Genomic DNA, 23,060 nt, shown 5'->3' on the forward strand with positions numbered 1-23,060 from the left:
TCCGGCACAAGACACCTCGCCGGTTTATCCCGGTGCGGCGTGCGGTGCGGCGCTCACGGCGCGATCATGATGATGCGCGGAGCGGTGGCGGGCGCCGTCGGCTGCGCAGGCGTGGTTGCACCGTCTTCTGCCGGCTCTACTGCACGAAGTGCCGGCGGCCAGCCACCCGCCGGGGCGTAGCGGGCATCGAGATCGCGGGCGCGGTGCTCATTGTGATTGATCAGGCAGATCAGCCGCTGCTCGATCACACCCGAGCCGCCCAGCCGCCCGCCAAAGCTCTGGCGCGGCCCCTCGCCCTCGAACGGGGCGATGCTCTGGCATTCGAAATTGCGCCAATGGACGAAGCGCCCCTGCGATTCCTCGAACAACTCGATCCACCGCCGCCGCTGCGCCGGCTGGAGATCGGCCCGCGCCTCGATCGTTGCGCCGACGCCCACGACGCTGCGCTGGAGTTGCCGCTCGCCCGCCACCTGCAGCGCGGTGAGGCAGTCGAGATAGGCGCGCGGCTCTTGGTTCTGCCGCCGGCATTCCGCCGCGTCCCCAGCCCATGCGGCGGCGGCCAAGAACAGCAGGGGCGCGGCCAGCAGCGGGCCGAGGCGGCGGGATCTCATCGTTCTCGGCCTCCGTTCGGCCCAGCGCGTTCAGGTGGCGCGGGCCGCCCGCAGGAAGGCGTCCATGCGCTCCAGCGCGCGGGAGATGTTGGCGGCGGAATTGGCGTAGGACAGGCGGATATAGCCCTCGCCGAACACGCCGAAATCCGGCCCGCCTATGGTGGCGACTCCCGCTTCATCCAGCAAGGCGGTGGCGAGCGCCTTCGCCGAGGTCCAACCGGTGGCTGATATATTGGGGAAGGCATAGAACGCGCCCTTCGGCACAGCGCAGCGCACGCCCGGCAAAGCGTTGAGCCCGTCCACCACCAGATGCCGGCGGCGGTCGAATTCGGCCACCATCTCGGCCACGCAGTCCTGCGGCCCGGTGAGCGCGGCCAGCGCGCCAAACTGCGCTGGCGCGTTGACGCAGGACCACGCATTGACCGCGAGCTTGCGCGCGGCGTCGAACAGGCCTTCCGGCCACAGCGCCCAGCCGAGCCGCCAGCCGGTCATCGCATAGGTCTTCGACCAGCCATTGAGCAGGATCAGGCGGTCGCGGATTTCCGGGTAGGCCAGCAGGGTGGTGTGCGCCTCGCCGTCGAACAGGAACTGATCGTAGATCTCGTCCGAGAGAATGGCGACATGGGGGTGCTGCGCCAGCCCGGCAATGAGGGCGTCGATCTCGGCCTTGGGCGTGACGCCTCCGGTCGGGTTGGCCGGCGAGTTGAGGATGACGAGGCGGGTGCGCTCGGTGATGAGCGCGAGCGCTTCCGCCGCAGAGAAGCCGAAGCCGTTCTCCTCGCGCACCGGCACCGGGATAGGGGTGGCGCCGGTGAACTCGATCATCGAGCGGTAGATGGGAAAGCCGGGGTCGGGATAGAGGATTTCCGCGCCGGGCTCGCCCAGCATGAGGATGGCCGAGAACATCGTCACCTTGCCGCCGGGCACGATCATCACCCGGCCGGGGTCGATATCGAGGCCGAAGCGGCGGTGGATGTCGCCCGCCACCGCCTCGCGCAACGGCTGGATGCCGACAGAAGGGGTGTAGCCGTGCTGCCCGTCGCGCAGCGCCTTGATGGCGGCTTCGACGATATGGCCGGGAGTGGCGAAATCGGGCTGGCCGATGCCGAGATTGATGATGTCGCGCCCCTGCGCCGACAGCGCGGCGGCGCGCGCCAGCACCGCAAAGGCGTTCTCCTCGCCGATCCGGTCGAAGGCCGCGACAGGGTGGAGCGGCAGGCGGGTGGCAGGCTTCATCATGTCCTCGTCGGCGTTCTGTTGGCGTTTCCGTTGGCGCGGCGCATCAAAGCTCTTGCAGTCTTTCGCATTCGTGTCACACGGGAGCGGGGCGAGGTTCAAGGGGCTGTCCCGGCCGGACCGGCAAATGGCCAGTCGCGTGGCCGGTGGCGCGTGAGTTGGGTGAGACGCTGATGGCTGTGCCGCACGACGAGACATCCGCGCCGCAGGCGCTGCCGCTCGGCGCCCTTGTGGACACTGTCCCGGCGCCGCGACCGGCGCGCACCCGGCTCTCCGGTCAGCATGTGGAGCTTGTGCCGTTCGATCTCGCCGCGCATGGCCCGGCGCTGTTCGCCGCCAGCCACGGGCCGGAACGCGACGCGCTCTTCGCCTATCTGCCCACGGGTCCTTATGAGGATTATGCCGCCTTCGCCGCCTATTACGGCGCGGCGGCGGAGCGCGACGACCCGCTGATGTTCGCCATTGTCGACAAGGCGAGCGGCGTGGCGGTCGGCCATGCGACATATCTGCGGATCGACCCGGCGAACCGGACCATCGAGGTCGGCCATATTCTCTACACCCCGGCGCTGATGCGGACCCCCGGCGGCACCGAGGCGATGTATCTGATGGCCCGGCATGTGTTCGAGACGCTGGGCTATCGCCGCTATGAGTGGAAGTGCAACGCGCTCAACGCCCCCTCGCGCCGGGCGGCGGAACGCTACGGCTTCCGCTTCGAGGGCCTTTTTCGCCACCATATGATCGTCAAGGGCCGTAACCGCGACACGGCCTGGTTCTCGATTCTTGCGGAGGAATGGCCGCAGATCGCCGTGGCGATGGAGGCCTGGCTGGCGGCGGAGAATTTCGACGCGGCCGGCCGACAGAACGTGTCGCTCTCGGTGCTGAATGCGCGTGCGCTTGACGTGGAAGGCCGCACGTTGCGCCGGGCCGATCTCTCCGATCTTGCCGCGGTGGAGACGCTGCAGCGCGCCGCCTATGCCCGCAACCGCATCCTGCTCGGGGTCGAGCCGGTGCCGCTGCTGTGGGATTATGCCCGGGTGTTCCGCGAGCGCGAGGTGTGGGTGCTCGACGGCAACGAGGGGGTCGTCGCCGTCGCCATCCTTCAGTCGCGCCGCGAGGACCTTCTGGCCGACAGCCTCGCCGCCTGCCCGCGCGCGCAGGGATTCGGTCATGGCAACCTGCTGCTCGCGGCGGCCGAGGCGCGGGCGCGGGCGCTGGGGCGGCCCACCGTGCGGCTCTATACCGGCGAGCCGCTCTCGGCCAACATCAACTGGTACCGGCGCAAGGGCTACGCCATCGAGCGGGTGGAACAACTGCCCGACCGACGCCTGGTGCATATGGCCAAGCCGGTGGGGTGAGGCGGTGGGGTAAGGGGCGGCGCGCCTGTTCTGCGCGCGCTTTCCTTGCGCCGGAGCGCGGATGGCTTACATTCGGCGCGGGCATTCGCCCTGAACACGTGCTGTTGGACGTTCGATGATGAGCTATGTGGAGGCGGCCGGCGCGCCGCTGCGCAAGACTGGCCATATCAAGCTGCATGGCCCCGAGGGCTTTGCCGGCATGCGCAAGGCCGGGCAACTGACGGCGCAGGCGCTCGACCTCGTGCATGAGCTGGTGGCGCCGGGCGTGACCACCGAGGCGATCGACCGTCTGGTGTTCGACTTCGCCATGGACCATGGCGCGCTGCCGGCGACGCTGATGTATCGCGGCTACCGCAAATCGACCTGCACCTCGATCAACCATGTCGTCTGCCACGGCATCCCGAACGACAAGCCGCTGCGCGAGGGCGACATCGTCAATGTCGACGTGACGCTGATCGTCGACGGCTGGTATGGCGATTCAAGCCGCATGTACCCGGTGGGCGAGATTCCCCGCCGCGCCGAGCGCCTGCTCGACGTGACCTATGAATCGATGATGCGCGGCATTGCCGAGGTGATGCCGGGCCGCCATGTCGGCGATATCGGCGCGGCGATCCAGGACTTCGTCGAGCCGCTGCACATGAGCGTGGTGCGCGATTTCTGCGGCCATGGCGTCGGCCAGCTCTTTCACGACGAGCCCAACATCGTGCATGTCGGCCGGCGCGGCGACGGGCCGGAACTGATGCCCGGCATGATTTTCACCATCGAGCCGATGATCAATCTCGGCCGCCCGCATGTGAAGGTGCTCTCCGACGGCTGGACGGCGGTGACGCGCGACCGCTCGCTCTCCGCCCAGTTCGAGCACACGGTGGGGGTGACGGAGACCGGGTGCGAGATCTTCACGCTCTCGCCCAAGGGCTATCACAAGCCGATCTTCAGCAACGACTGAGCGAGGCGGGAGCCCGCATGGCGCGTAACCGAGCAGGGCGCAGCGGCGGCCGTGACGACCTGCCGGACGATCCTGATGAAGGAGCCGCGCCGGCCGGCTTCGCCGAGGCGGAGCCGCATTTTCTCGGCCATCGCGAGCGGTTGCGCGAGCGCTTTCGCAAGGCGGGCGGCGAGGCGCTGCCCGATTATGAGTTGCTGGAGCTGGTGCTGTTCCGCGCCGTCGTGCGGGCGGATGTGAAGCCGCTGGCCAAGGCGCTGATAGACCGGTTCGGTTCCTTCGCCGAGGTGGTCGGCGCCCCGCCCGGGCGGCTGCGCGAGGTGAAGGGGGTCGGCGAGGCCATCGTCACCGAGCTGAAGCTCATCGGCGCGGCGGTGGAGCGGGTGACGCGCGGCCAGGTGCGGGCCCGCCCCGTTCTCTCCTCCTGGAGCGCGGTGATCGCCCACTGCCGCGCCAGCATGGCCTTTGTCGAGCAGGAGCAGTTCCGCATCCTGTTCCTCGACAAACGCAACCAGCTGATCCTCGACGAGGTGCAGCAGCGCGGCACGGTGGACCACACGCCGGTTTATCCGCGGGAAGTGGTGAAGCGGGCGCTGGAGGTGGCGGCGAGCGCGATCATACTGGTGCATAACCACCCGAGCGGCGATCCCACCCCCTCTAATGCCGACATCCAGATGACCAAGACCATCATCGACGTGGCCAAGCCGCTCGGCATCGAGGTGCATGACCACATCATCGTCGGCAAGGATGGCCACGCGAGCCTGCGCGGCCTGCGGCTGATCTGACCAGTCGGTTGCTGTGCGAGAAGCCCAGCCTCTCTCGCAGCTTTCCCAGAAATTGATCAGGAGGCGAACAGGAATTTCTAACGGCCGCGGGCGCCCTGATTCAGCGACGCTCGATTTGTTCCAGATGATTTGAAGTAAGATCGATATAATCCTCGATAAAATCGAACGAACCATTTGGGGGATATTAGGAGTGGAACGGCAATAATCCAGTATGAAGGAAGTGTCCCATAGTTTTTGGCGAGGAAGATAATCGCCGATATAATTCCGTCGGTCGGCTCGGTCGTGGTCTTGGCATTCATAACTCGTGCCATTATGTGCGTGTTGAAAATGCGCTTGCGCATGATGGCCCGCGTTTCGGGCGCGTCTGCGAATAGAATGTGTTCTATTTCCCCGTAGGCCTGTGCGTCGATCTTGAGTCGCTTCAGCCAACCATATCGGGCCTGCAACTGATCATTTCCTGTTCGGAAACCAACGCAGGGAGGCTGAATAACGCCCCACTGACCATTCTCTCCGATGATGCGCCCGAGTATTATTACCTGAACATAGTAATTCGTGATCGATTTTATCTTTGGATCATTGATTTCTTGGTTCCAAAGATCCCTTTTTACAACAAGTGCGGACATGAAGCCCAATAGGTCCGCTATAGTTGAAAATACGGCTTTTGAACCCGTCATCAATTGGGTGGGCGGGGTTGCGCGAATGCCGACAGCGGTCCTCATGGTGATATCATAGTCGATCACGCCGAGTGTGAACCCCACGGCGTCAGGCCAGAGCTCGATCGCATCAAGGAGACGACGGATGCTTCCCGGTTCCAATCGATCATCGTCACCCATCAGCCAAATGTAAGGAGAGGTGGCCGCGGCGACCACAGCAAGAAAGTTTCCATCTATGCCTAAATTGGTCTTTTGCGAAATTAATTTGTAGTTTTTGAAGCTGTGACTGTACAAATTTGCTATGGAAATTGTGTCATCAGTGGAGGCGTCATCACTTATTATAATTTCAATATCGTCGACGTTTTCTTGATTCATTATGCTATCTAGCAGCTCAGATAGCATTTTTGCGCGATTATACGTCGGGATGCATATCGAAATAACGGGCGTCATAGTCGTCTTTCATCTATAATTTGTATGAAAAATCAAAGTGACAATTTAATGTAGGGTGCGCATAACGGTGCTTGCAGGTGTATTTCCGCAGCAGCGGACAGCCCGACTCTGCGGTGGGTCGGCTATCTTTCGGAGTGCGACGCTGTTCACTGCCGGAAGCCTCTTGGCGCTGTAGCAGGTCAAGGGTGCGCAACCATCCGGACCTATGATCGGACGAGTAACGTCATAAGCCGATCATAGGCCTTCTTCACGTGATAGCGAGTGGCCGCCCGGAGGTTCTGCGCCGACGAGAGCAGGCGCTCATACCGTGCCCCCTTCTTTCTCTCTATGCGGGCGCGCAGTCCCCAATCAATTCCGTGGAGGTCCCACCAGGGATAGGATGATGTAAATGTCTTTGGCAGTACAATGGATCGGAATTTCATCAGGCTGACGGGATTGATGTCCTCGCCAGAGCCAATCCAGAATTCTGCCGAATGACGGCGCTTGTGCGCTGCTTCCTTCCAGCTTGCACCGAGTGCATCGAGATTTAATTTTTCGACGCAGTCCGCATAGGCGACAGGGTCTATCAGCGACGCGATATAGCTGGCGTTAGCCCACCAGTTATTGCTCGCAAAATGGGGGAGTGGCTTCTCATGCCAGAACACGCCGCAGGCGTCGTAGCGCGTCAGAAGCGCAAGGCAATTGGGCATATCGTCGATGTAGTATTGATACAACATCTGTCGCCAGGTTCGTCTTGTTTCGTATCCGGCGCCGACATATCGTCCACCGAGGCAATTTAGATAAAGTATTTTTGCGTCGATATTATCTCTGCTATATTTTTTTAGGGAGCAGATCGTAGGTATTTCGAAATCTGTGATATTGTCGCTGCGTCTGTGAACGGTTGTTTTATGATCTGTGTAATCAAGGCATACGGGTCCAGTGCCAACAACATTAATTTCAATCTTTTTGACATAGTCATAATAATTTGAGCTAAAAACTGCGCCCAAGGCTTCATTCAGAGTCTCATTATAGCGGCCGATCGTCGCAACATGCAGAAATATCGCAACATGTGTGGTCATTATAATTCGTCCGTCCCTCGGGAAGTGGACTTCTCAGTGCAATTGCGCGGTGTGGTCGTTGTGATTTCAACATTCGGGGAGCGACGCCACCGCGCCCCGTCGCCGCAACGAGCGGCCCGCTAAGGCCGGCTGAGCAAAAGCGGGGTTCCCTCTTCCGGCGGTACCTTCTCCCAGCCCCCATCCTCTTGCGCGGCGAAGCGCAGGCCCTCGCCGCGGGCGGTGAGCAGAACCAGGCTGCCGCTGTCGAGGCGCCAGCGGTCGGGTGCCCGCGCGACAAGGCGGGCCGGGCAGCCGGGCATGAGCCGGGCGCGGAGGGTGCCGCCGCCGCCGTCGATATCGGTGAGTTCAAGCCGGCACAGCGGCTTGCCCGCCACCTCGGCGATATCCCAGGCGCCGACAAGATCGCCGGCGTGCAGGCCGGGATCGGTGAGACGGGGATTGACCAGGAAATAGACGCCATCGCCCTCGCGCAGCGCCTCCCAGGTGCCGCCTACCCCTTCGGTGAACTCGGCCACCAGCGCCCCGTCCGGTCCATACAGGCGGATCGAGTGGCCGGGGCCCGGGGCCCAGGAGGCGATATCGACGCTGAACAGGATGGCGCTGGCGCAGGCGGCGCGATCCAGGCCGAGCGAGTAGCGCTCCGGTGTGGCGCGGCCGCGGCCCAGCGGCGTGTCGGACAGCGCGATCAGGCATACGCGGTCGCCATCGGCATTGGTCAGCCGGTAATCAGCCGCCAGCGCGCCGGCCGAGGGCACGGTGTCGTCCTGCGCCGACGCCCGGCCTGCGAGCATCACGACGAAAGCGCCCAAGGCGAGCGCGACGCCGAGCCGCCAGGCGCCACGATCAAGCATCCGGGGCGCGCGCATCGGCGTCTTCCCTCAACCGGCCCGGTTCACGGGCGTCTCCGGCACCGGCGTCAGCACCGGCTGGCCCGCCGCCCAGGCGCGGAGATTGTCGACCACCAACTGGCCCATGGCGTCGCGGGTGACATGGGTGGCGGAGGCGACATGCGGCAGCAGCACCACGTTGTTCATGCCGATCAGCGCCTCCGGCACCTGCGGCTCGTTGGCGAACACATCGAGCCCGGCGGCGGCGATGGTGCCGTCCTCCAGCGCCTTGATCAGCGCCGGCTCGTCGACCACCGAGCCGCGCGCGACATTGATCAGCACGCCCTTCGGCCCGAGCGCGGCCAGCACCTGCGCATTGATCATGCGTTCGGTCTCGGCCCCGCCGGGCACGATGACGATGAGCGCGTCGACGGCCTTCGCCAGCCCGATCAGGTCGGGATAATGGGTGTAGGCCACATCCGCCACCGGGCGGCGGCTGTGATAGGCGATGGGCCGGCCGAAGCCTTCCAGCCGGCGGGCGATGGCGCGGCCGATGCGCCCCATGCCGACAATGCCGAGCGTGCGGTCGCGCAGGGTTGCGGTCAACGGGAAGCCGCCGGAGGGCCATTTCCCCTCCCGCAGATGCCGCTCGGCCTGTGGAATCTGCCGGATCGTGGCGAGAAGCAGCCCCAGGGTGAGATCGGCGACCTCGTCGTCGAGCACGCCGGGCGTGTTGGTGACGACGACGCCGCGCCGGCCGGCCGCCTCGGCATCCACCGAATCATAGCCGACACCGAAATTGGCGACGATTTCGAGAGCCGGCAGCCGGGCCATCAGCGCGTCCGTCACCCGGCGGGCACCGCCGCCGGTGGAGCCGACCCCGGTGGCCACCGCGCGGATGCGTGGGCCGACCTCGGCCAGCATGGCCTCGGCGCCGGGCGCGTCGAGCCGGTGAACGGTGAAGTGCTCGTTCAGCTGCGCCTCGATCATGCCCATCATCGGGCCGGTCTGGAGAAGGTCGGGGCGGCCGGACATGGGGCACTCCTGCGGACGAAGGGGCCGCCATTCCTCACCAAAGCCAGGAAGGTTTCAAGCCCGATTCGGCCGAAGTGCCCTTCCGTTTTCAGGCCGGCTCTTCCTCCAGCCCGTCCTCGGCGTCTTCGTCGGCGTCGGCGGAGACGGCGCCCAGCTGGGTCGAGAGGTTGCGGTCGATCTTGCGCAGCATCTTGCGAAACCGCTTGCGGTCCTTGCCGTCGAGGCCGGCGGTCATCGTGTCCTCGATCGAATCCGAGATCGCGTCGATCGCCTCGGCCCGGTGGCGGCCTTCATCGGTGAGGTGGACCCGCACCAGCCGTGCATCGCCCTCCGAGGCGCGGCGGACCAGCAGCCCCTGCGCGGACAGCCGGCCGACCGTCTTAGAGGCGGTGGGCGGGCGGACCTTCAGCGCGGCGGCGAGCTCGGTCATGGTGCGCCCGTCGGTTTCGCACAGCAGCTTAAGCACCGTTTCCTGGCCGGGAAACAGGCCGATGTCCTGCAGACGACGCGCCGCCAGGGAGCGCTGGAGTCGCGCCACATGATGCAGCCTCTGGCCAATCTTCTTGTCGAAGCCGTCCTTCATGGGCGCTCCTGCGATCCAAAACACGCCACGGTACCATTATCTAATGCGAAAATAACGCATTGCCGTGACACAAAACCGGATGCAACCGGAGGTCAGGTCAACGGACGCCCGTCGCGCGTGGATGTCACAGCCGGGCGAAGCGGGCCTCGACTTTGGCGAGGAAGGCGGCGCGGCGCTCCGCGGTGGCGGAATCCATGCGGTGCAAGGCCAGCCAGAGCTTCTTCGCGCGCGAATGCACGATCCCGCCAATGCCATCGAGCAGGATCCGCCGGCCGGGCTGGCCGATCCACAGCCACCAGTACCAGGGTGACCCGAGCGAGGTGACGGTGGCGAGGAGGCGAATATTGGTGAGCCGGCGTTCAAGCGGGCGGTAGGGCTGGGGCATGCCGAAGGTCTCGTGCGGCACCAGCACCCGGTCGAGCCAGCCTTTGAGCATGGCGGGCGGGCCGTACCACCAGGTGGGCGCGACGAAGACGAGCGCCTCCGCCTGATTTACCCGTTCGAGATAGTCGGCAACGGGCAGCACATTCGCTCCCGGCTCGTGATAGGCGAGCCGCTCGTCGCGTCCCATCACCGGGGCGAAGCCTTCGGCGTAGAGGTCGAGGAGGTCCACCTCGTGCCCGGCGGCCTTCAAGCCGCGGATGACGGCGTCGCGCACGCCGGCGGTGAAGCTCTCTGCCACCGGATGGCAATAGACCACAAGCGCACGCATCAGCCGGCCTCTCCCATGTTGCGGCTTTCCAGCCCAGGGAAGAGATAGGTACGGCCGGTGGTGAAGTCGAAGGCGGGGTTCTCCCAGGCGATCATCTTGCCGGGGTTGAGCAGGCCTTTCGGGTCGGCCTCGCGCTTGAAGGCGAGCTGCGCCGGGTCGGTCTGTTTCATGCCGCCTTCTTCCAGCGTGTAGCGGTGCGGGTTGAACACCGGAATGCCCATTTCCTCATGCCGGGCGACGATGGCCTCCAGCCGCTCCTCGCTGGTGTGGCGCACCAGGGGCAGGCCGAAACAGGTGATCCGCCCGTCGAAGCGGACGAATTCCAGATGCGCCGGCACTTCGTCGCCGAGAAGGGCATGGATGCGGGCCACCCGAGTCAGCGGGTCGGGATGCGGGTAGAGCGTCTGCAGATAGGTGATGGCGGGATCGACCCGCAGCGCCCGCAGCGTCGTGTGGTTCCAGGCAAGCTCATAGAGCGGCGGCAGGCCTTTCCTGTCAGCTTCGGCCAGCAGGTCGGAGCGGAACAGCATCGTTCCACCCCGGCGGGCGGTGAAGCTCTCGAACGCCGCCCGGCCCATCGGCGCGAGCATGACCAGCACGATGTGCATCCCGTCCGGCAAAAAGGAGCGGTGGCGCAGAAAGCTGGTCTGCGGCACCGGCGCGGCGATGACCGAGACGAGCTTTTTGAGGATGGCGTCCTGCTCGCCCAGCGCCTGGGCGTAGGCGGCGGCCTCGGCGAAATCGGTGAAGCCGATAATCGCTTCGATCCAGTCATAGGCGGGGGCGAGAGGCATCTCGACGTCTAGAATGATGCCATTGGTGCCATAGGCGTGGGCGACCCTCTGCACCTCCTCACCGGAGAGGACGAGGATACGCGGGGTCGCCTCCATCGTGGCGATGCGCAGCGAGAGGATGTTGCCGAGGTCGCGCAGCCCGCCCCAGCTGATGGAGCCGACGCCGCCGGAGCCGCCAGCGATGAAGCCGCCAATCGAGGCGGTGCGGTAGGTGGAGGGGTGGAGCCGCAGTTCCTGGCCGCTCGGCGCGCAGGCAGCGTCGATGTCGGCGAGAAGGGCACCCGCCTGCGCCCGCACCCGGCCGGTGGAGATGTCGAGCACCTGGTCGAGGCCGGAGAGGTCGAGCACCAGCCCGCCGGCCAACGGCATCGCCTGGCCATAATTGCCGGTGCCCGTTCCGCGCGGGGTGACGGGGATGCCGAGATCGAAGCAGGCGGCGAGGATGCGCAGCACCTCCTCCTCGCTGGTGGGCGCGGCGAGGATGTCGCCGATCACCGCGTCGAGCTGGCGCTTCAGCGTCGGCGAGTACCAGTAGAAATCGCGGCTCTTCTGGCGGAGAAGGGCGGGATTTTCCTCGATATGGATGCCCTCCAGCCGGGCCTTGAGGGCGGCGAGGTCATATGTCACGCGGGGCGCTCCATCAAATCGTCAAGCTCGGCATAGTCGGGTGGCGTGGTGTCGATGGCGCGCCCGCCGCGCAGCACGATGCGGTCCATTGCGGGGCGGGAGAGCCATTCATTGAGGCTGCGCGCTGGGAATAGCGAGAGGTCGGCCGCAGCGCCCTCGGCCAGCGTGCCGGCCGCTACGCCCATATGCGTGGCCGGCGTGCGGGCGATACTGGCCGGCCACGCGCCATGGGGATGGTCGAGATGGGCGATGCGGGCGGCCTCCCGGTAGACTTCCACAAGGTCGAGATCGCCATAGGCGTAGAAGGGATCGCGCGCATTGTCGCTCGCCACCATGACGGGAATGCCGCGCGCCTTCATCTCCTGCAGCAGGGTCACGCCGCGCCAGCGTGGGGTGCGGCCGGGCTGACGGTCCTGCAGGTAGAGATTGCACATGGGCAGTGAGACGACACGGATGCCGGCCTGCGCCACCCGGTCGAGCGTGCGGTCGATTTCGTCAGCGTCCTTCACCGCCAGCGCGCAGCAATGGCCGACGAGAATGGGTCCCTCGAAGCTTCGCTCCAGCGCCATCCGCGCCAGCAGGTCGAGGCCGCGCCCCTCGCGGTCGCGCTCGTCGACATGCAAATCGAGCCCGAGGCCGAAGCGCTCGGCCGCCTCGAACAGCCGCGCGAGGCCGCCTTCAAGGTGGGGCGTGACATAGGTGTAGCTGCCGAGCAGGCCGCCATGCGCGCGCAGGAGATCGATCAGGCCGGCGAAAGCGGCGGGATCGCGCACGCTGTCGATCGCGGTCAGGCCCACACCCTGCAGCTCGACGCGCCCGCGCCAGGCCTCGCGCATCTGGGCAAAGACCTTCCACGCGGTGGCGGCGCGCGGGCCATCGGAATCGAGATGGGTGCGGATCGCCACCGTGCCGTGGGCATAGGCGCAGCGCAGCGCGAAGTCGAAGCGCCGGCTTATGTCCTCTTCGCTCCAGTTCGCGGCGCGGTCGGCGTTCACCGCCCGCAGCGCGCCCTCGAAGGTGCCGTCCGGGTTCGGCGCCCGCTTCCAGATGAAGCCCTTGTCGAGATGGGTGTGGATGTCGACCAGGCCGGGCAGCACCAGCCCGCCTTCGAGATCGCGGCGCGGGCCGGCGTCCATCAGCGTGCCGGCGGGCGCGATCCGGGCGATGCGCGCGCCTTCCAGCGCGATGTCGAGCGCCATCAGCCCCTCGCCATCCGCCGGCCCGGCGACGGCCGGGACGAGGCAGGCGGGCACCCGGGCTTGGGCAAGAACGAAGGCGGCGGGGGGAGCCTTGAGATCAAGCATCGTCACGTCCGGCCGCCGAGTTCGCTCTCATGCCAGCGCCGCAGCACCAGCCAGGAGAGCAGGCTCAGTGCGGCATAGATGAGGATGCCGGTGAGCGAGATGAGGATGAGCGCCGCGAACAGGCGCGGAATGTTCAGCCGGTAGGCCGATTCGACGATGCGGAAAGCGAGGCCCGATCCCTGGCCGGCCGAGCCGGCGGCGATTTCGCCGACCACCGCGCCGATCAGCGCCAGCCCGCCGGCAATGCGCAGCCCGCCGAGGAAATAGGGCAGGGCGGTGGGCAGCTTGAGCTGCGCCAGCGTCTGCCAGCGGGTGGCGCCGGACAGGCGGAACAGGTCGCGCAGATTGGGATCGACGGAGTTCAGCCCCAGCGTGGTGTTGGACAGCACCGGGAAGAAGGCGACGATCCAGGCGCAGACCAGCACGGCGGTATCGGTGGAGAGGTAGATCAGCATGAGCGGCGCCACCGCGATGACAGGAGTCACCTGCAGGATGACGGCGATCGGGAACAGCGAGAACTCGACGATGCGGGCGCTGGCGAACAGCAATGCCAGCGCCACGCCTCCGGCCACCGCCAGCGCCAGCGCGATCAAGGTGGTCCGCAGCGTCACCAGCATGGAGGCGAACAGCACGGCGCGGTCCTTGATCAGCGTTTCCAGCACCGTGTCGGGGGCCGGCAGCACATAGGGCGGCAGATTGTTGAGCTTCACCGCCAGCGCCCAGGCCAGAACGAGCGCCGCCATCACGCCGAGGGGCAGGAGCCAGCGCAACGGCGAGGTGGACATGGCGGCCTCCGCTACGTCGCGTCCATCGCCCGGGCGAGGGCGAGGGAGGTTTCGCGGCAGAGGCCCGCATACTCGGGCGAGGTGCGGAAGGTCTCGTCGCGCGGCTGGTCCGGATCGATGACGAGTTCCGCCGACACCCGCCCCGGCCGGGCCCGGAAGACCAGGATGCGCGAGGACAGGTAGACCGATTCGAACACCGAATGCGTGACGAAGACGATGGTGCAGCGCAGGCGCCGCCACACCTCCAGCAGATCATTATTGAGCTTGAAGCGGGTGATTTCGTCCAGCGCGGCGAAGGGCTCATCCATCAGCAGCAGGCGCGGCTTGGTGACGAGCGCGCGGGCGATCGAGACGCGCATCTTCATGCCGCCGGAGAGTTCGCGCGGATAGGCGTCGCGGAAGCCGGCAAGGCCGACCAGCTCCAGCGCCTCCAGGATGGCGGGCTCGGCCTCGCGCCGGCCGATGCCGTCGAGCTTGAGCGGCAGGTGGACATTGCCGAACACGCTGGCCCACGGCATCAGCGTCGGCTCCTGGAACACGAAGCCGATGGCGTGGGGCTCCCTCGCGCGGCGGGCCATTTCGTCCGCGCCCCAGTCAAGCCGGCCCCCGCTCGGCTCGGTGAGCCCGGCGATGAGGCGCAGCGCGGTGGATTTGCCGCAGCCGGAGGGGCCGAGCAGCGAGACGAACTCGCCTTGCCGCACCTCCATGTCCAGCCCTTCCAGCGCGGTGACGGCATTGGAGAAGCGCTTGCCGACGCCGGAAAGACGCAGCAGCGGCGCGCCGTCGCTCACCGCGCGGGGCGCCATATCAAGCGCCGCCGCGCTCATCTCAGGCACGCGGGCGGCCCCATAGCCGTGCGCTCATGTCGGGGAGGCCTCATTTCGGCGCCAGCTCCTTGCCGACGCCCTTGTTGACGAATTGCAGCGTGTAGGACTTGGCGTAGTCGATGCCCGGCTCCAGCACCTTGGCCTTCACCATCGTGTCGTAGAACCCCTTCATCCGCGCATCGGTCATCGCGCCGATGCCGAGCGTGGCGGTGTCGCCGGAATCGACGATGCCATATTCCTTCATCTTGGCGATGGAGAAGGCGATCATGGCGTCGGTGATCTCGGGATTGTCCTGTTTGATCAGCGCATTGGCCTTGGCGTTGTCGCCGTAGAGGTAATTGTACCAGCCGATGATCGAGGCATCGACGAAGCGCTGCACCAGGTCGGGGTTCTGCTTCACCAGTTCGTTGCGCGTCTCAATGGTGGTGGCGTAGGTCTGGAAGCCGTAATCGGCGAGGAGGAAGAGCGTCGGCTTGAACCCGCCCTGCTGCTCGATCGCATAGGGCTCGGAGGTGATGTAGCCCTGCATGGCGCTGTTCTTGTCGACGAGGAACGGCGCGGCGTTGAAGGTGTAGGGCTTCACCTGGCTCTCGCTGAAGCCATAGGCGTCAACCAGCCACTGATAATAGCTCGCCAGCCCTTCCTTGGAGATGAAGAGGGTCCGCGTCTTCAGCTGCTCGAAGGCGGTGACGCCGGGATGGGCGATCAGGACCTGCGGGTCCTTCTGGAACAGGGCGGCGACCACCTGGGTGGGGATTTCCTCGACCACGGAGGAAATCGCCTGCAGCATGTTGGCGCCCATGTAGAAGTCGATCTTGCCGACCGGCAGCAGCAGCCGGTTATTGGCCTGCGGTCCGCCCGGCAGGATGGTGACGTTCAGCCCGTATTTCGCATAGGTGCCATCGGCGAGCGCCTGGTAGAACCCGCCATGCTCGGCCTGGGCCACCCAATTGGTGCCGAAGGTCACCTTGTCCGCCGCGCGTGCCGGAACGGCGCTCAGCAAGGCGGCGACCGCCAGTGCGACGAGGGGGAAGAGGGAACGCAAGCGCGACAGACGCGGGCGCATCGAAATCTCCATCCGGCTAAGAAGGGCGGTGCGTGACGTGACCCATGCCCTCATGATAGGCGAGCTTAATCGTCATGCACATATGCTGCGGCGATTAGACTGTGCATGCGCAGCAGCGGCCGGCAAAAGCCCGGCCGGCCACACACGGGAGGCCCGTCCATGCTCCGTCACCTCGTGCCCCCCGCCATCCGTCCGCCCTTCGCCCGCTACAGCCACGCCGTCGAGATTCCCGCCGGCGCGCGGCTACTGCTGGTTTCCGGCCAGCTCGGCATTTCGCCCGACGATGTGGTTCCCGAGAGCGTGGAGGCGCAGGCCGCCCTGTGCCTTGCCGCCATCGACGCTTGCCTCGTTGCGGCGGGGATGGCGCGCGAGGATATCGTGCGGCTGAACGCCTATGTCACCGACCGCGCCCATCTTCCCGGCTATATGGCGGCGCGCGACCGCTTCATCGCCGATCCGCCGCCGGCCTCGACGCTGATGATCGTTTCCGGCTTCGCCCGGCCGGAGTTCAAGGTGGAGATCGAGGCGCTGGCCGCGCGGGCGGATTGAGCCTAGAACCCGCCCATTCCAACGACCGGACCTGCCGCCATGCCCCCCAAACGCTTCTGGACCGAACTCAGCTGGACCGACTTCGCCGAAGGCGACACCGAGAACTGGATTGCCGTGCTGCCGGTGGCGGCGGTGGAGCAGCATGGGCCGCATCTGCCGGTTGGGGTCGATGCCTTCATCGGCGAGGGCTATCTCAGGGAAGTGGCGCGGCTGCTGCCGGATGATATTCCCGCCGTGTTCCTGCCGCTGCAGGCCATCGGCAAGTCCAATGAGCACCTCGATTTTCCCGGCACGCTGACGCTCTCGGCCGAGACGGTGATCCGCGCCTGGACCGAGATCGGCGAGAGTGTCCACCGCGCGGGGGTGCGCAAGCTGGTGCTGGTCAATTCCCATGGCGGCAATGTGCCTATACTCGACATCGTGGCGCGCGAGTTGCGGGCCCGGCTCGGCATGCTGGCGGTGATGGTGTCCTGGCATCGCTTCGGCTATCCCGAGGGCCTGTTCACCGCGCAGGAGCGCCAGCACGGCATTCATGCCGGCGGGGTGGAGACCTCGCTGATGCTGGCCTTCCGGCCTGACACGGTGCGGATGGACGAGGTGCGCGACTTTCCCCCGGTGACGCTCGCCATGGAGCAGGAATTCGCCTTCCTGCGCGCCGGCTCGCCGGCCGGCTTCGGTTGGATGGCGCAGGATATCCAGCCCTCGGGCGCGATGGGCGATGCCACCGAGGCGAGCCTTGAGAAGGGCGAGGTCTGCGCGCTCTATGGCGCCCGGGCCTTTGTCGAATTGCTCGGCGATGTGCATCGCTTCGACCTGTCGCGGCTGCCGGCGGGCCCGCGCGGCGGGGCCGGGCGCTGATGGAGGGCTCGGTCGCGCGCACCGGCTTTCACGGCCGAAAACTGAGTCTCGAGGCGGCCCATACCTATGCGGCGCAGGTGCTGGAGCGCTTTGGCGCGTCTGCCGGCAATGCCGCCTTCACCGCGGACGCGCTGGTGCGCGCCGAGGCGGATGGGCTCGGCACGCATGGCCTCACCCGCCTGCCCAGCTACAGCGCCATGGCGGCGGCCGGCAAGATCGACGGTCATGCGGTGCCGAAGATGCGCCGGGTGGCGCCGGCGGTGCTGGCGGTCGACGCCGGCAATGGCTTCGCCTATCCCGCCCTCGCGCTCGGCCTGCCGGCGCTGGCCGCGCTGGCGCGCGCGAGCGGCGTGGCGCTGATGGCGGTGCGGCGCTCCAGCCATTTCGGCGTCGCCGGCCAGCCGGTGGAAGCACTCGCCAATGAGGGGCTGGTCGGCCTCGCCTTTTCCAATGCCTCGGCCTCCATTGCCCCCTGGGGCGGCAAGCGGGCGGTGTTCGGTACCAACCCGATCGCCTTCGCCACGCCGCTCAGAGGCCGGGCGCCGGCGGTGGTGGACCTCTCCGTCGCCAAAGTGGCGCGCGGGAACATTCTCGCTGCCGTGCAGCGGGGGGAGACCGCCATTCCCGAGGGCTGGGCCTATGACCGGGAGGGCAACCCGACCACGAGCGCCACGGCCGGGCTTGCCGGCACCATGGTGCCGATGGGCGAAGCCAAGGGCACGGCGCTCGCCTTCGTCATCGAGGTGATGGCGGCGGCGCTGACCGCCTCGACCTTCTCCTTCGACGCGCCGAGCTTCTTCGACGGTGCGGGGCCGCCGGCGGCGGTCGGACATGTGGTCATCGCGATAAATCCCGGCGCGGTGGCGGGGGATGCCTATCTCGACCATCTGGAGCGCCTGGCGCTGACGGTGGAGAGCGAGCCTGGGGCGCGGCTGCCGGGCACCAGGCGGCTGTTTAACCGCGAGCGTGCCGCGCGCGAGGGCGTTACGCTGACGGCCGGCGTGCAGCGGGCGCTGGCGCAGATGGGATTCGTGGAGGCGGCCGGCGTGTCCTGACAGCAAAAAGGCCCGGGAATGCCCGGGCCTTTCGCGCGTCGCGGCGCCGGACCGGCGCCCCGCTCACTTATAGGCGGCGATCGCCTTGAGGATCAGCTCGCGGGCGCGCTCGGGGCCTTCCCAGCCGGAGACCGTGACCGTCTTGCCCTTCTCCAGATCCTTGTAGTGGGTGAAGAAGTGGCCGATCTGCTCGATGATCAGCGGCGGCAGATCCGCATAGCTTTTGACCTTGGAATGGTAGGGGTAGACCGAGTCCGCCGGCACGGCGAGGATCTTCTCGTCGCCGCCCTTCTCGTCGGTCATCATCAGGACGCCGATCGGCCGGCAGGCGATGACGCAGCCCGCGAGCAGCGGGATCGGCGAGATGACGATCACGTCGATCGGGTCGCCGTCATCGCCGAGCGTGTTCGGGACGAAGCCGTAATTGCCCGGGTAGAACATCGGCGTGTGCAGGAAGCGGTCGACGAACAGCGCGCCCGATTCCTTGTCGATCTCGTACTTCACCGGCGCGCCGCCGGCCGGGATTTCGATGATGGCGTGAACTTCGTCAGGCGGATTGGGCCCGACCGAAATGCGCGAAATATCCATGAATGGGCTCCAACGGCTCCAGGTCGACGGGCCGGCAAGGCCGGCGGGCACAGAGGCGCCCTCTCATAGGTCGATGCGGGCGCGCCGTCGAGACGTGTCGACCCATCATTTCGACGGGCACGCGGCCTCCGGCGCCCAGCGCGGAGGGCGATGACGCTCCGTCAGCCGTTTGATACAGTGTATCTTTCATCTGGACGGACCCCGCCGATATACAGTATCACTTCCGCCTCTGGAGTTTGATCATGTCTGTCGCCCCCGTCCGCCTGCACGACCACGCCCACACTTCCGCCCCTCCGGAGGGACGTGGAAAGGCGGGCGCCGCCGGGCATGGGCACGCGCATGCGCCGGGCCATGGACACGACGACAGCCACCCTCCTCACGGCACTGCACCGGCCCGTCCGGGCTCCCGCCACCATTCGCACAAGGCGGGCGAGCGGCATCCGTCGGCCCGTCCGGCTTTCTCACTGCTGCGGCTCTCCGCCCTGCAGCGCCTCGCCATCGCCCTGCCGCTGGCGGCCGCGCTGTGGGCGATGGCGCTGGCGGTGATCGGGGCGGGTGCGTGATGGGAAACGTCCTCGCCTTCCGCAACCTGACCCTCGGCTATGACCGCCACCCGGCCGTGCATCATCTCGACGGCGATGTGGCCGAGGGCGACCTGCTCGCCATTTGCGGGCCGAACGGGGCGGGCAAGTCGACGCTGCTCAAGGGTATTGCCGGCGTGCTGACGCCGCTGACCGGGCGCATTGAGGGCCATGTGCCGGCACGGGAGATCGCCTATCTGCCGCAGGCGGCGGAGGTCGACCGTTCCTTCCCGATCGACGTCTATGACCTCGTCTCCATGGGGCTGTGGCGCCGCGCCGGGCTGTTCGGCGGCATCAACCGCGCGGATCGCGCGCGCATCGAGCACGCGCTGGCCGCCGTGGGTCTTGAAGGCTTCGAGGCGCGCCCCATCGGCACGCTGTCGGGCGGCCAGATGCAGCGCGCCCTGTTCGCCCGCCTGCTGCTGCAAGATGCGCGGCTTTTGCTGCTCGACGAGCCTTTCACCGCGCTCGATGCCGGCACGATCACCGATCTCACCGCGCTGGTGAAGCGCTGGAACGGCGAGGGCCGCACCGTCATCGCCGTGCTGCACGATTTCGAACTGGTGCGCGGGCTTTTTCCCCGCACCCTGCTCCTCGCCCGCGAGGCGGTCGCCTGGGGCGCCACCGGCGAGGTGCTGACATCGCATAATCTCGCCGAGGCGCGGCGCATGTGCGAAGCGTGGGACGAGGATGCGCCGGCCTGTGGCCCGGTTTCGGGAAGGGCAGCGTGATGTACGATCTCCTCATCGCCCCCTTCGCCGAGTTCGATTTCATGCGCCGCGCGCTGGTGGGCGTGCTGGCGCTCGGCGTCGGGGCCGGCCCTATCGGCGTGCTGATGATGCTGCGCCGGATGAGCCTTGCCGGTGACGCCATGGCCCACGCCATCCTGCCCGGCGCGGCGGTCGGCTTCCTCGCCGCCGGGCTGAACCTGTTCGCCATGACGGTGGGCGGGCTGGTGGCGGGCTTTGCGGTGGCGCTCGGCGCCGGCGCGGTGGCGCGGGCGACGCAGATGAAGGAGGACGCGGCGCTCGCGGCCTTCTACCTCATCTCTCTCGCGCTTGGCGTGCTGCTGGTGTCGCTGCGCGGCTCCAATGTTGATTTGCTGCATGTGCTGTTCGGCACCGTGCTGGCGCTCGACGACGCGACGCTGCTGCTCATCGTCTCGATCTCCAGCCTGACGCTGGTGGCGCTGGCGCTGGCCTGGCGGCCGCTGGTGCTGGAGAGCGTCGATCCCGGCTTCCTGCGCTCGGTGAGCCGGGCGGGAGCACCCACCCACCTCATCTTCCTGGCGCTGGTGGTGATGAATCTCGTCGGCGGCTTCCACGCGCTCGGCACGCTGCTCGCGGTCGGGCTGATGATGCTGCCGGCCGCCGCCGGACGGTTCTGGACGCGCGAACTGACGACGCTGGTCGGCGTCTCGGTGCTGATCGCCTGTAGCTCCGGCGTGCTGGGGCTGCTGGTTTCCTATCATTCCGGCGTGCCCTCCGGGCCCGCCATCATCCTCGTCGCCGGCGGTGCCTATGCGCTGTCCGTGCTTTTCGGGCCGGTCGGCGGGCTTCTGCCCCGCTTCCTGCCGCAACGCCATCTCGAAGCCTGAGGAGCCCCCCCAATGCTCACCCGCCGCCTCACTCTCGCCGGCGCGCTCGCGCTCGGCATCGCCCTCCCGATCTCGCTTCCCGCCACCGCGCAGGAAGCCGCCACCAAGATCCCCGTCGTCGCCTCCTTCTCGATCCTCGGTGATTTCGTGAAGCAGGTCGGCGGTGATCGGGTCGAGGTCACCACCCTCGTCGGTCCCAATGGCGACGCGCATGTGTTCCAGCCGGCCCCCGGCGACGCCAAGAAGGTGTCCGCCGCGCAGATCGTCTTCGTCAATGGCCTTGGCTTCGAGGGCTGGATCGACCGGCTGGTGAAGGCCTCCGGCACCAAGGCCGAGATCGTCGTCGCCACCAAGGGCATCACGCCGCGCGAAATGGCCGACGAGGATGAGGACGACCACGCCGCGCACGACCACGGCAAGGACCACAAGGACCATGATCATGACGAGCATGCCAAGAAGGACGGGCATGACCATGATCACGCCGGGCACGACCATGGCGGAGTCGATCCGCACGCCTGGCAGTCGGTTGCCAATGCTGAGATCTATGTCGCCAACATCCGCGACGCGCTGATCGCCGCCGATCCCGCCGGCAAGGCGGCCTATGAGGCGAACGCGGCCGCCTACACCGCCAAGCTGCAGGCGCTCGACGCCGAAGTGAAGGCGGCGGTGGCGAGCATTCCGGAGAAGAACCGCCGCATCATTACCTCGCATGATGCCTTCGGCTATTTCGGCGCCGCCTATGGCGTCGAGTTCATCGCCCCGCAGGGCGTCTCCACCGATTCCGAGGCTTCGGCCAAGGACGTGGCCCACATCATCCGCCAGATCAAGGCCGACAACATCCCGGCCGTGTTCATGGAGAACATCTCCGATCCGCGCCTCGTCAAGCGCATCGCCAAGGAGACCAAGGCCAAGGTCGGCGGCGAGCTGTTTTCCGACGCGCTCTCCGATGACAAAGGCCCGGCGAGCACCTACATCGACATGATGAAGAACAACGTCGCCCAGCTCTCCTCGGCCCTGTCGAGCTGACGCTGGTCTGCTGACATCCCGGAGGGCCACAGGCCGATCCGGGAGTGCTCGGCACATTTGAACGGAACAAGCGATCCCGGATCGCCGCAGAGCGGCGTCCGGGATGATGCGTTTGAGATGACCATTGGAGTTCACCATGCCCGACGTGGCTTCGCCCAAGATTCCCGTCACTGTGCTCACCGGCTATCTCGGCGCCGGCAAGACGACGCTGCTCAACCGCATCCTCTCCGAGCCGCACGGCAAGAAATACGCTGTCGTCGTCAATGAGTTCGGCGAGATCGGAATCGACAATGACCTCGTGGTGGGCGCCGACGAGGAAGTGTTCGAGATGAACAATGGGTGCATCTGCTGCACCGTGCGCGGCGACCTCATCCGCATCATCGACGGGCTGCTGCGCCGCAAGAACGACTTTGACGGCATCATCATCGAGACCACCGGCCTTGCCGACCCGGCCCCGGTCGCCCAGACCTTCTTCGTCGACGAGACGGTGGGCGCCAAGACCTCGCTCGACGCGGTGGTGACGGTGGCCGACGCCAAATGGCTGAAGGACCGGCTGAAGGACGCGCCCGAGGCGAAAAGCCAGATCGCCTTCGCCGACGTGATCCTGCTCAACAAGACCGACTTGGTGACGGAGACCGAGCTGAAGGACGTGGAGATGCGCATCCGCGCCATCAACCCGTTCGCCCGCATCCACCGGACCCAGCGCTCCGAGATCGCCATCGACAAGGTGCTGGGGCAGGGGGCCTTCGACCTCGACCGCATCCAGGCGATCGACCCGGACTTTCTGGAAGGCGGCCACCGGCATTTCCATGACGAGGACATGCGCTCCTATTCCTTCTCGTCCGACAAGCCGCTCGACCCCGACAGGTTCTTTCCCTGGATCCAGGATCTGACCCAGACGCAGGGCCCGAACATCCTGCGCTCCAAGGGCATCCTTGCCTTCAAGGACGACCCGGAGCGCTTCGTGTTCCAGGGCGTGCACATGATTCTCGACGGCGACCACCAGCGCCCCTGGCGGGCGGACGAGCCGAAGCTGAGCCGCCTCGTCTTCATCGGCCGGCAGCTCGATGCGGCCGCGCTGGAGAAGGGGTTTCTGAGCTGCGTGGCGTGAACGCAGAGCGATGGCAGGCCGGCGAATCGATTGTCGCCGGCCGG

General features: G+C 66.6%; 25 protein-coding genes. 11 read left to right on the forward strand and 14 right to left on the reverse strand.

Going from position 1 to position 23,060, the window contains the following annotated elements:
- Nucleotides 1-53 precede the first annotated feature (53 nt).
- Both J2S76_RS15015 and J2S76_RS15020 read right to left on the reverse strand, forming a co-directional pair.
- Complete coding sequence (locus J2S76_RS15015) at nucleotides 54-611, reverse strand: lysozyme inhibitor LprI family protein (RefSeq protein ID WP_307061506.1); 558 nt, start codon at nucleotides 609-611, stop codon at nucleotides 54-56.
- Between the two features lie 30 nt (nucleotides 612-641).
- Nucleotides 642-1,850 (reverse strand): pyridoxal phosphate-dependent aminotransferase, encoded by a 1,209-nt coding sequence (locus J2S76_RS15020; protein WP_307061508.1) that lies wholly within the window; start codon nucleotides 1,848-1,850, stop codon nucleotides 642-644.
- Nucleotides 1,851-2,020: 170 nt separating this feature from the next.
- On the opposite strand from J2S76_RS15020, the gene J2S76_RS15025 reads away from it, so the two are divergent.
- From J2S76_RS15025 to radC, 3 genes are all read left to right on the forward strand, one after another.
- Nucleotides 2,021-3,202: a GNAT family N-acetyltransferase gene (locus tag J2S76_RS15025; RefSeq protein WP_307061510.1), complete on the forward strand. Its 1,182-nt coding sequence runs from the start codon at nucleotides 2,021-2,023 to the stop codon at nucleotides 3,200-3,202.
- Between the two features lie 118 nt (nucleotides 3,203-3,320).
- Complete coding sequence (gene map / locus J2S76_RS15030; RefSeq protein WP_307061580.1) at nucleotides 3,321-4,148, forward strand: type I methionyl aminopeptidase; 828 nt, start codon at nucleotides 3,321-3,323, stop codon at nucleotides 4,146-4,148.
- A 17-nt stretch (nucleotides 4,149-4,165) separates the two neighbouring features.
- Nucleotides 4,166-4,930, forward strand: coding sequence for a RadC family protein (gene radC, locus J2S76_RS15035; RefSeq protein ID WP_307061512.1), 765 nt, complete (start codon nucleotides 4,166-4,168; stop codon nucleotides 4,928-4,930).
- A 77-nt stretch (nucleotides 4,931-5,007) separates the two neighbouring features.
- Here the strand turns inward: radC and J2S76_RS15040 are convergent, their stop codons facing one another.
- The 11 genes from J2S76_RS15040 to J2S76_RS15090 all read right to left on the reverse strand — a co-directional run bounded on the left by J2S76_RS15040 (nucleotide 5,008) and on the right by J2S76_RS15090 (nucleotide 15,651).
- Nucleotides 5,008-6,033, reverse strand: coding sequence for a glycosyltransferase family 2 protein (locus tag J2S76_RS15040; RefSeq protein WP_307061514.1), 1,026 nt, complete (start codon nucleotides 6,031-6,033; stop codon nucleotides 5,008-5,010).
- Nucleotides 6,034-6,236: 203 nt separating this feature from the next.
- Nucleotides 6,237-7,091, reverse strand: coding sequence for a hypothetical protein (locus J2S76_RS15045; protein WP_307061516.1), 855 nt, complete (start codon nucleotides 7,089-7,091; stop codon nucleotides 6,237-6,239).
- A gap of 119 nt (nucleotides 7,092-7,210) precedes the next feature.
- A complete protein-coding gene (locus J2S76_RS15050) occupies nucleotides 7,211-7,957 on the reverse strand; it encodes an AprI/Inh family metalloprotease inhibitor (RefSeq protein WP_307061518.1) in 747 nt (248 codons plus the stop codon).
- 12 nt (nucleotides 7,958-7,969) lie between these two features.
- Nucleotides 7,970-8,953: a 2-hydroxyacid dehydrogenase gene (locus J2S76_RS15055; RefSeq protein WP_307061520.1), complete on the reverse strand. Its 984-nt coding sequence runs from the start codon at nucleotides 8,951-8,953 to the stop codon at nucleotides 7,970-7,972.
- 88 nt (nucleotides 8,954-9,041) lie between these two features.
- Nucleotides 9,042-9,536 (reverse strand): MarR family winged helix-turn-helix transcriptional regulator, encoded by a 495-nt coding sequence (locus tag J2S76_RS15060; protein ID WP_307061522.1) that lies wholly within the window; start codon nucleotides 9,534-9,536, stop codon nucleotides 9,042-9,044.
- A 124-nt stretch (nucleotides 9,537-9,660) separates the two neighbouring features.
- Nucleotides 9,661-10,248, reverse strand: a complete 588-nt coding sequence (locus tag J2S76_RS15065; protein ID WP_307061524.1) for an NAD(P)H-dependent oxidoreductase — start codon at nucleotides 10,246-10,248, stop codon at nucleotides 9,661-9,663.
- A complete protein-coding gene (locus tag J2S76_RS15070; protein ID WP_307061526.1) occupies nucleotides 10,248-11,669 on the reverse strand; it encodes an FAD-binding oxidoreductase in 1,422 nt (473 codons plus the stop codon). The genes J2S76_RS15065 and J2S76_RS15070 overlap by 1 nt, the downstream gene beginning before the upstream one ends.
- Nucleotides 11,666-12,973, reverse strand: coding sequence for a cytosine deaminase (locus J2S76_RS15075; RefSeq protein ID WP_307061528.1), 1,308 nt, complete (start codon nucleotides 12,971-12,973; stop codon nucleotides 11,666-11,668). The genes J2S76_RS15070 and J2S76_RS15075 overlap by 4 nt, the downstream gene beginning before the upstream one ends.
- Before the next feature lie 2 nt (nucleotides 12,974-12,975).
- On the reverse strand, nucleotides 12,976-13,758 hold the full coding sequence (locus tag J2S76_RS15080) for an ABC transporter permease (RefSeq protein ID WP_307061530.1): 783 nt from the start codon (nucleotides 13,756-13,758) through the stop codon (nucleotides 12,976-12,978).
- An 11-nt stretch (nucleotides 13,759-13,769) separates the two neighbouring features.
- A complete protein-coding gene (locus tag J2S76_RS15085) occupies nucleotides 13,770-14,585 on the reverse strand; it encodes an ABC transporter ATP-binding protein (protein ID WP_307061582.1) in 816 nt (271 codons plus the stop codon).
- A gap of 49 nt (nucleotides 14,586-14,634) precedes the next feature.
- Nucleotides 14,635-15,651: an ABC transporter substrate-binding protein gene (locus J2S76_RS15090; protein WP_307061533.1), complete on the reverse strand. Its 1,017-nt coding sequence runs from the start codon at nucleotides 15,649-15,651 to the stop codon at nucleotides 14,635-14,637.
- 159 nt (nucleotides 15,652-15,810) lie between these two features.
- Here J2S76_RS15090 and J2S76_RS15095 point away from each other — a divergent pair, with 159 nt between their 5' ends.
- Genes J2S76_RS15095 through J2S76_RS15105 form a run of 3 tightly spaced genes read left to right on the forward strand, consistent with a single transcriptional unit; the run spans nucleotide 15,811 to nucleotide 18,113 of the window.
- Complete coding sequence (locus J2S76_RS15095; RefSeq protein ID WP_307061535.1) at nucleotides 15,811-16,200, forward strand: RidA family protein; 390 nt, start codon at nucleotides 15,811-15,813, stop codon at nucleotides 16,198-16,200.
- A gap of 39 nt (nucleotides 16,201-16,239) precedes the next feature.
- On the forward strand, nucleotides 16,240-17,058 hold the full coding sequence (locus J2S76_RS15100; protein ID WP_307061537.1) for a creatininase family protein: 819 nt from the start codon (nucleotides 16,240-16,242) through the stop codon (nucleotides 17,056-17,058).
- On the forward strand, nucleotides 17,058-18,113 hold the full coding sequence (locus tag J2S76_RS15105) for an Ldh family oxidoreductase (protein ID WP_307061539.1): 1,056 nt from the start codon (nucleotides 17,058-17,060) through the stop codon (nucleotides 18,111-18,113). The genes J2S76_RS15100 and J2S76_RS15105 overlap by 1 nt, the downstream gene beginning before the upstream one ends.
- Nucleotides 18,114-18,176: 63 nt before the next feature.
- On the opposite strand, the gene ppa is transcribed toward J2S76_RS15105, so the two are convergent.
- Entirely contained in the window at nucleotides 18,177-18,701 is a 525-nt protein-coding gene (gene ppa / locus J2S76_RS15110; RefSeq protein ID WP_018387498.1) for an inorganic diphosphatase, read from the reverse strand.
- A 242-nt stretch (nucleotides 18,702-18,943) separates the two neighbouring features.
- On the opposite strand from ppa, the gene J2S76_RS15115 reads away from it, so the two are divergent.
- The 5 genes from J2S76_RS15115 (at nucleotide 18,944) to J2S76_RS15135 (ending at nucleotide 23,016) form a co-directional block, all read left to right on the forward strand.
- Nucleotides 18,944-19,264: a hypothetical protein gene (locus J2S76_RS15115; RefSeq protein WP_307061541.1), complete on the forward strand. Its 321-nt coding sequence runs from the start codon at nucleotides 18,944-18,946 to the stop codon at nucleotides 19,262-19,264.
- Nucleotides 19,264-20,013, forward strand: coding sequence for a zinc ABC transporter ATP-binding protein AztA (gene aztA / locus J2S76_RS15120; RefSeq protein WP_307061543.1), 750 nt, complete (start codon nucleotides 19,264-19,266; stop codon nucleotides 20,011-20,013). The genes J2S76_RS15115 and aztA overlap by 1 nt, the downstream gene beginning before the upstream one ends.
- Nucleotides 20,013-20,879 carry a metal ABC transporter permease gene (locus J2S76_RS15125; protein WP_307061584.1) on the forward strand — a complete coding sequence of 289 codons (867 nt, stop codon included), beginning with the start codon at nucleotides 20,013-20,015 and terminating at the stop codon, nucleotides 20,877-20,879. The genes aztA and J2S76_RS15125 overlap by 1 nt, the downstream gene beginning before the upstream one ends.
- 12 nt (nucleotides 20,880-20,891) lie before the next feature.
- The gene (locus tag J2S76_RS15130) at nucleotides 20,892-21,905 is read left to right on the forward strand and encodes a metal ABC transporter substrate-binding protein (protein ID WP_307061545.1); all 1,014 of its coding nucleotides are present in this window, start codon (nucleotides 20,892-20,894) and stop codon (nucleotides 21,903-21,905) included.
- Between the two features lie 136 nt (nucleotides 21,906-22,041).
- The gene (locus J2S76_RS15135) at nucleotides 22,042-23,016 is read left to right on the forward strand and encodes a CobW family GTP-binding protein (protein ID WP_307061547.1); all 975 of its coding nucleotides are present in this window, start codon (nucleotides 22,042-22,044) and stop codon (nucleotides 23,014-23,016) included.
- The last annotated feature ends 44 nt before the right edge of the window (nucleotides 23,017-23,060 follow it).

The organism is Ancylobacter vacuolatus (assembly GCF_030813595.1).
Taxonomy (GTDB): Bacteria; Pseudomonadota; Alphaproteobacteria; order Rhizobiales; family Xanthobacteraceae; genus Ancylobacter; species Ancylobacter vacuolatus.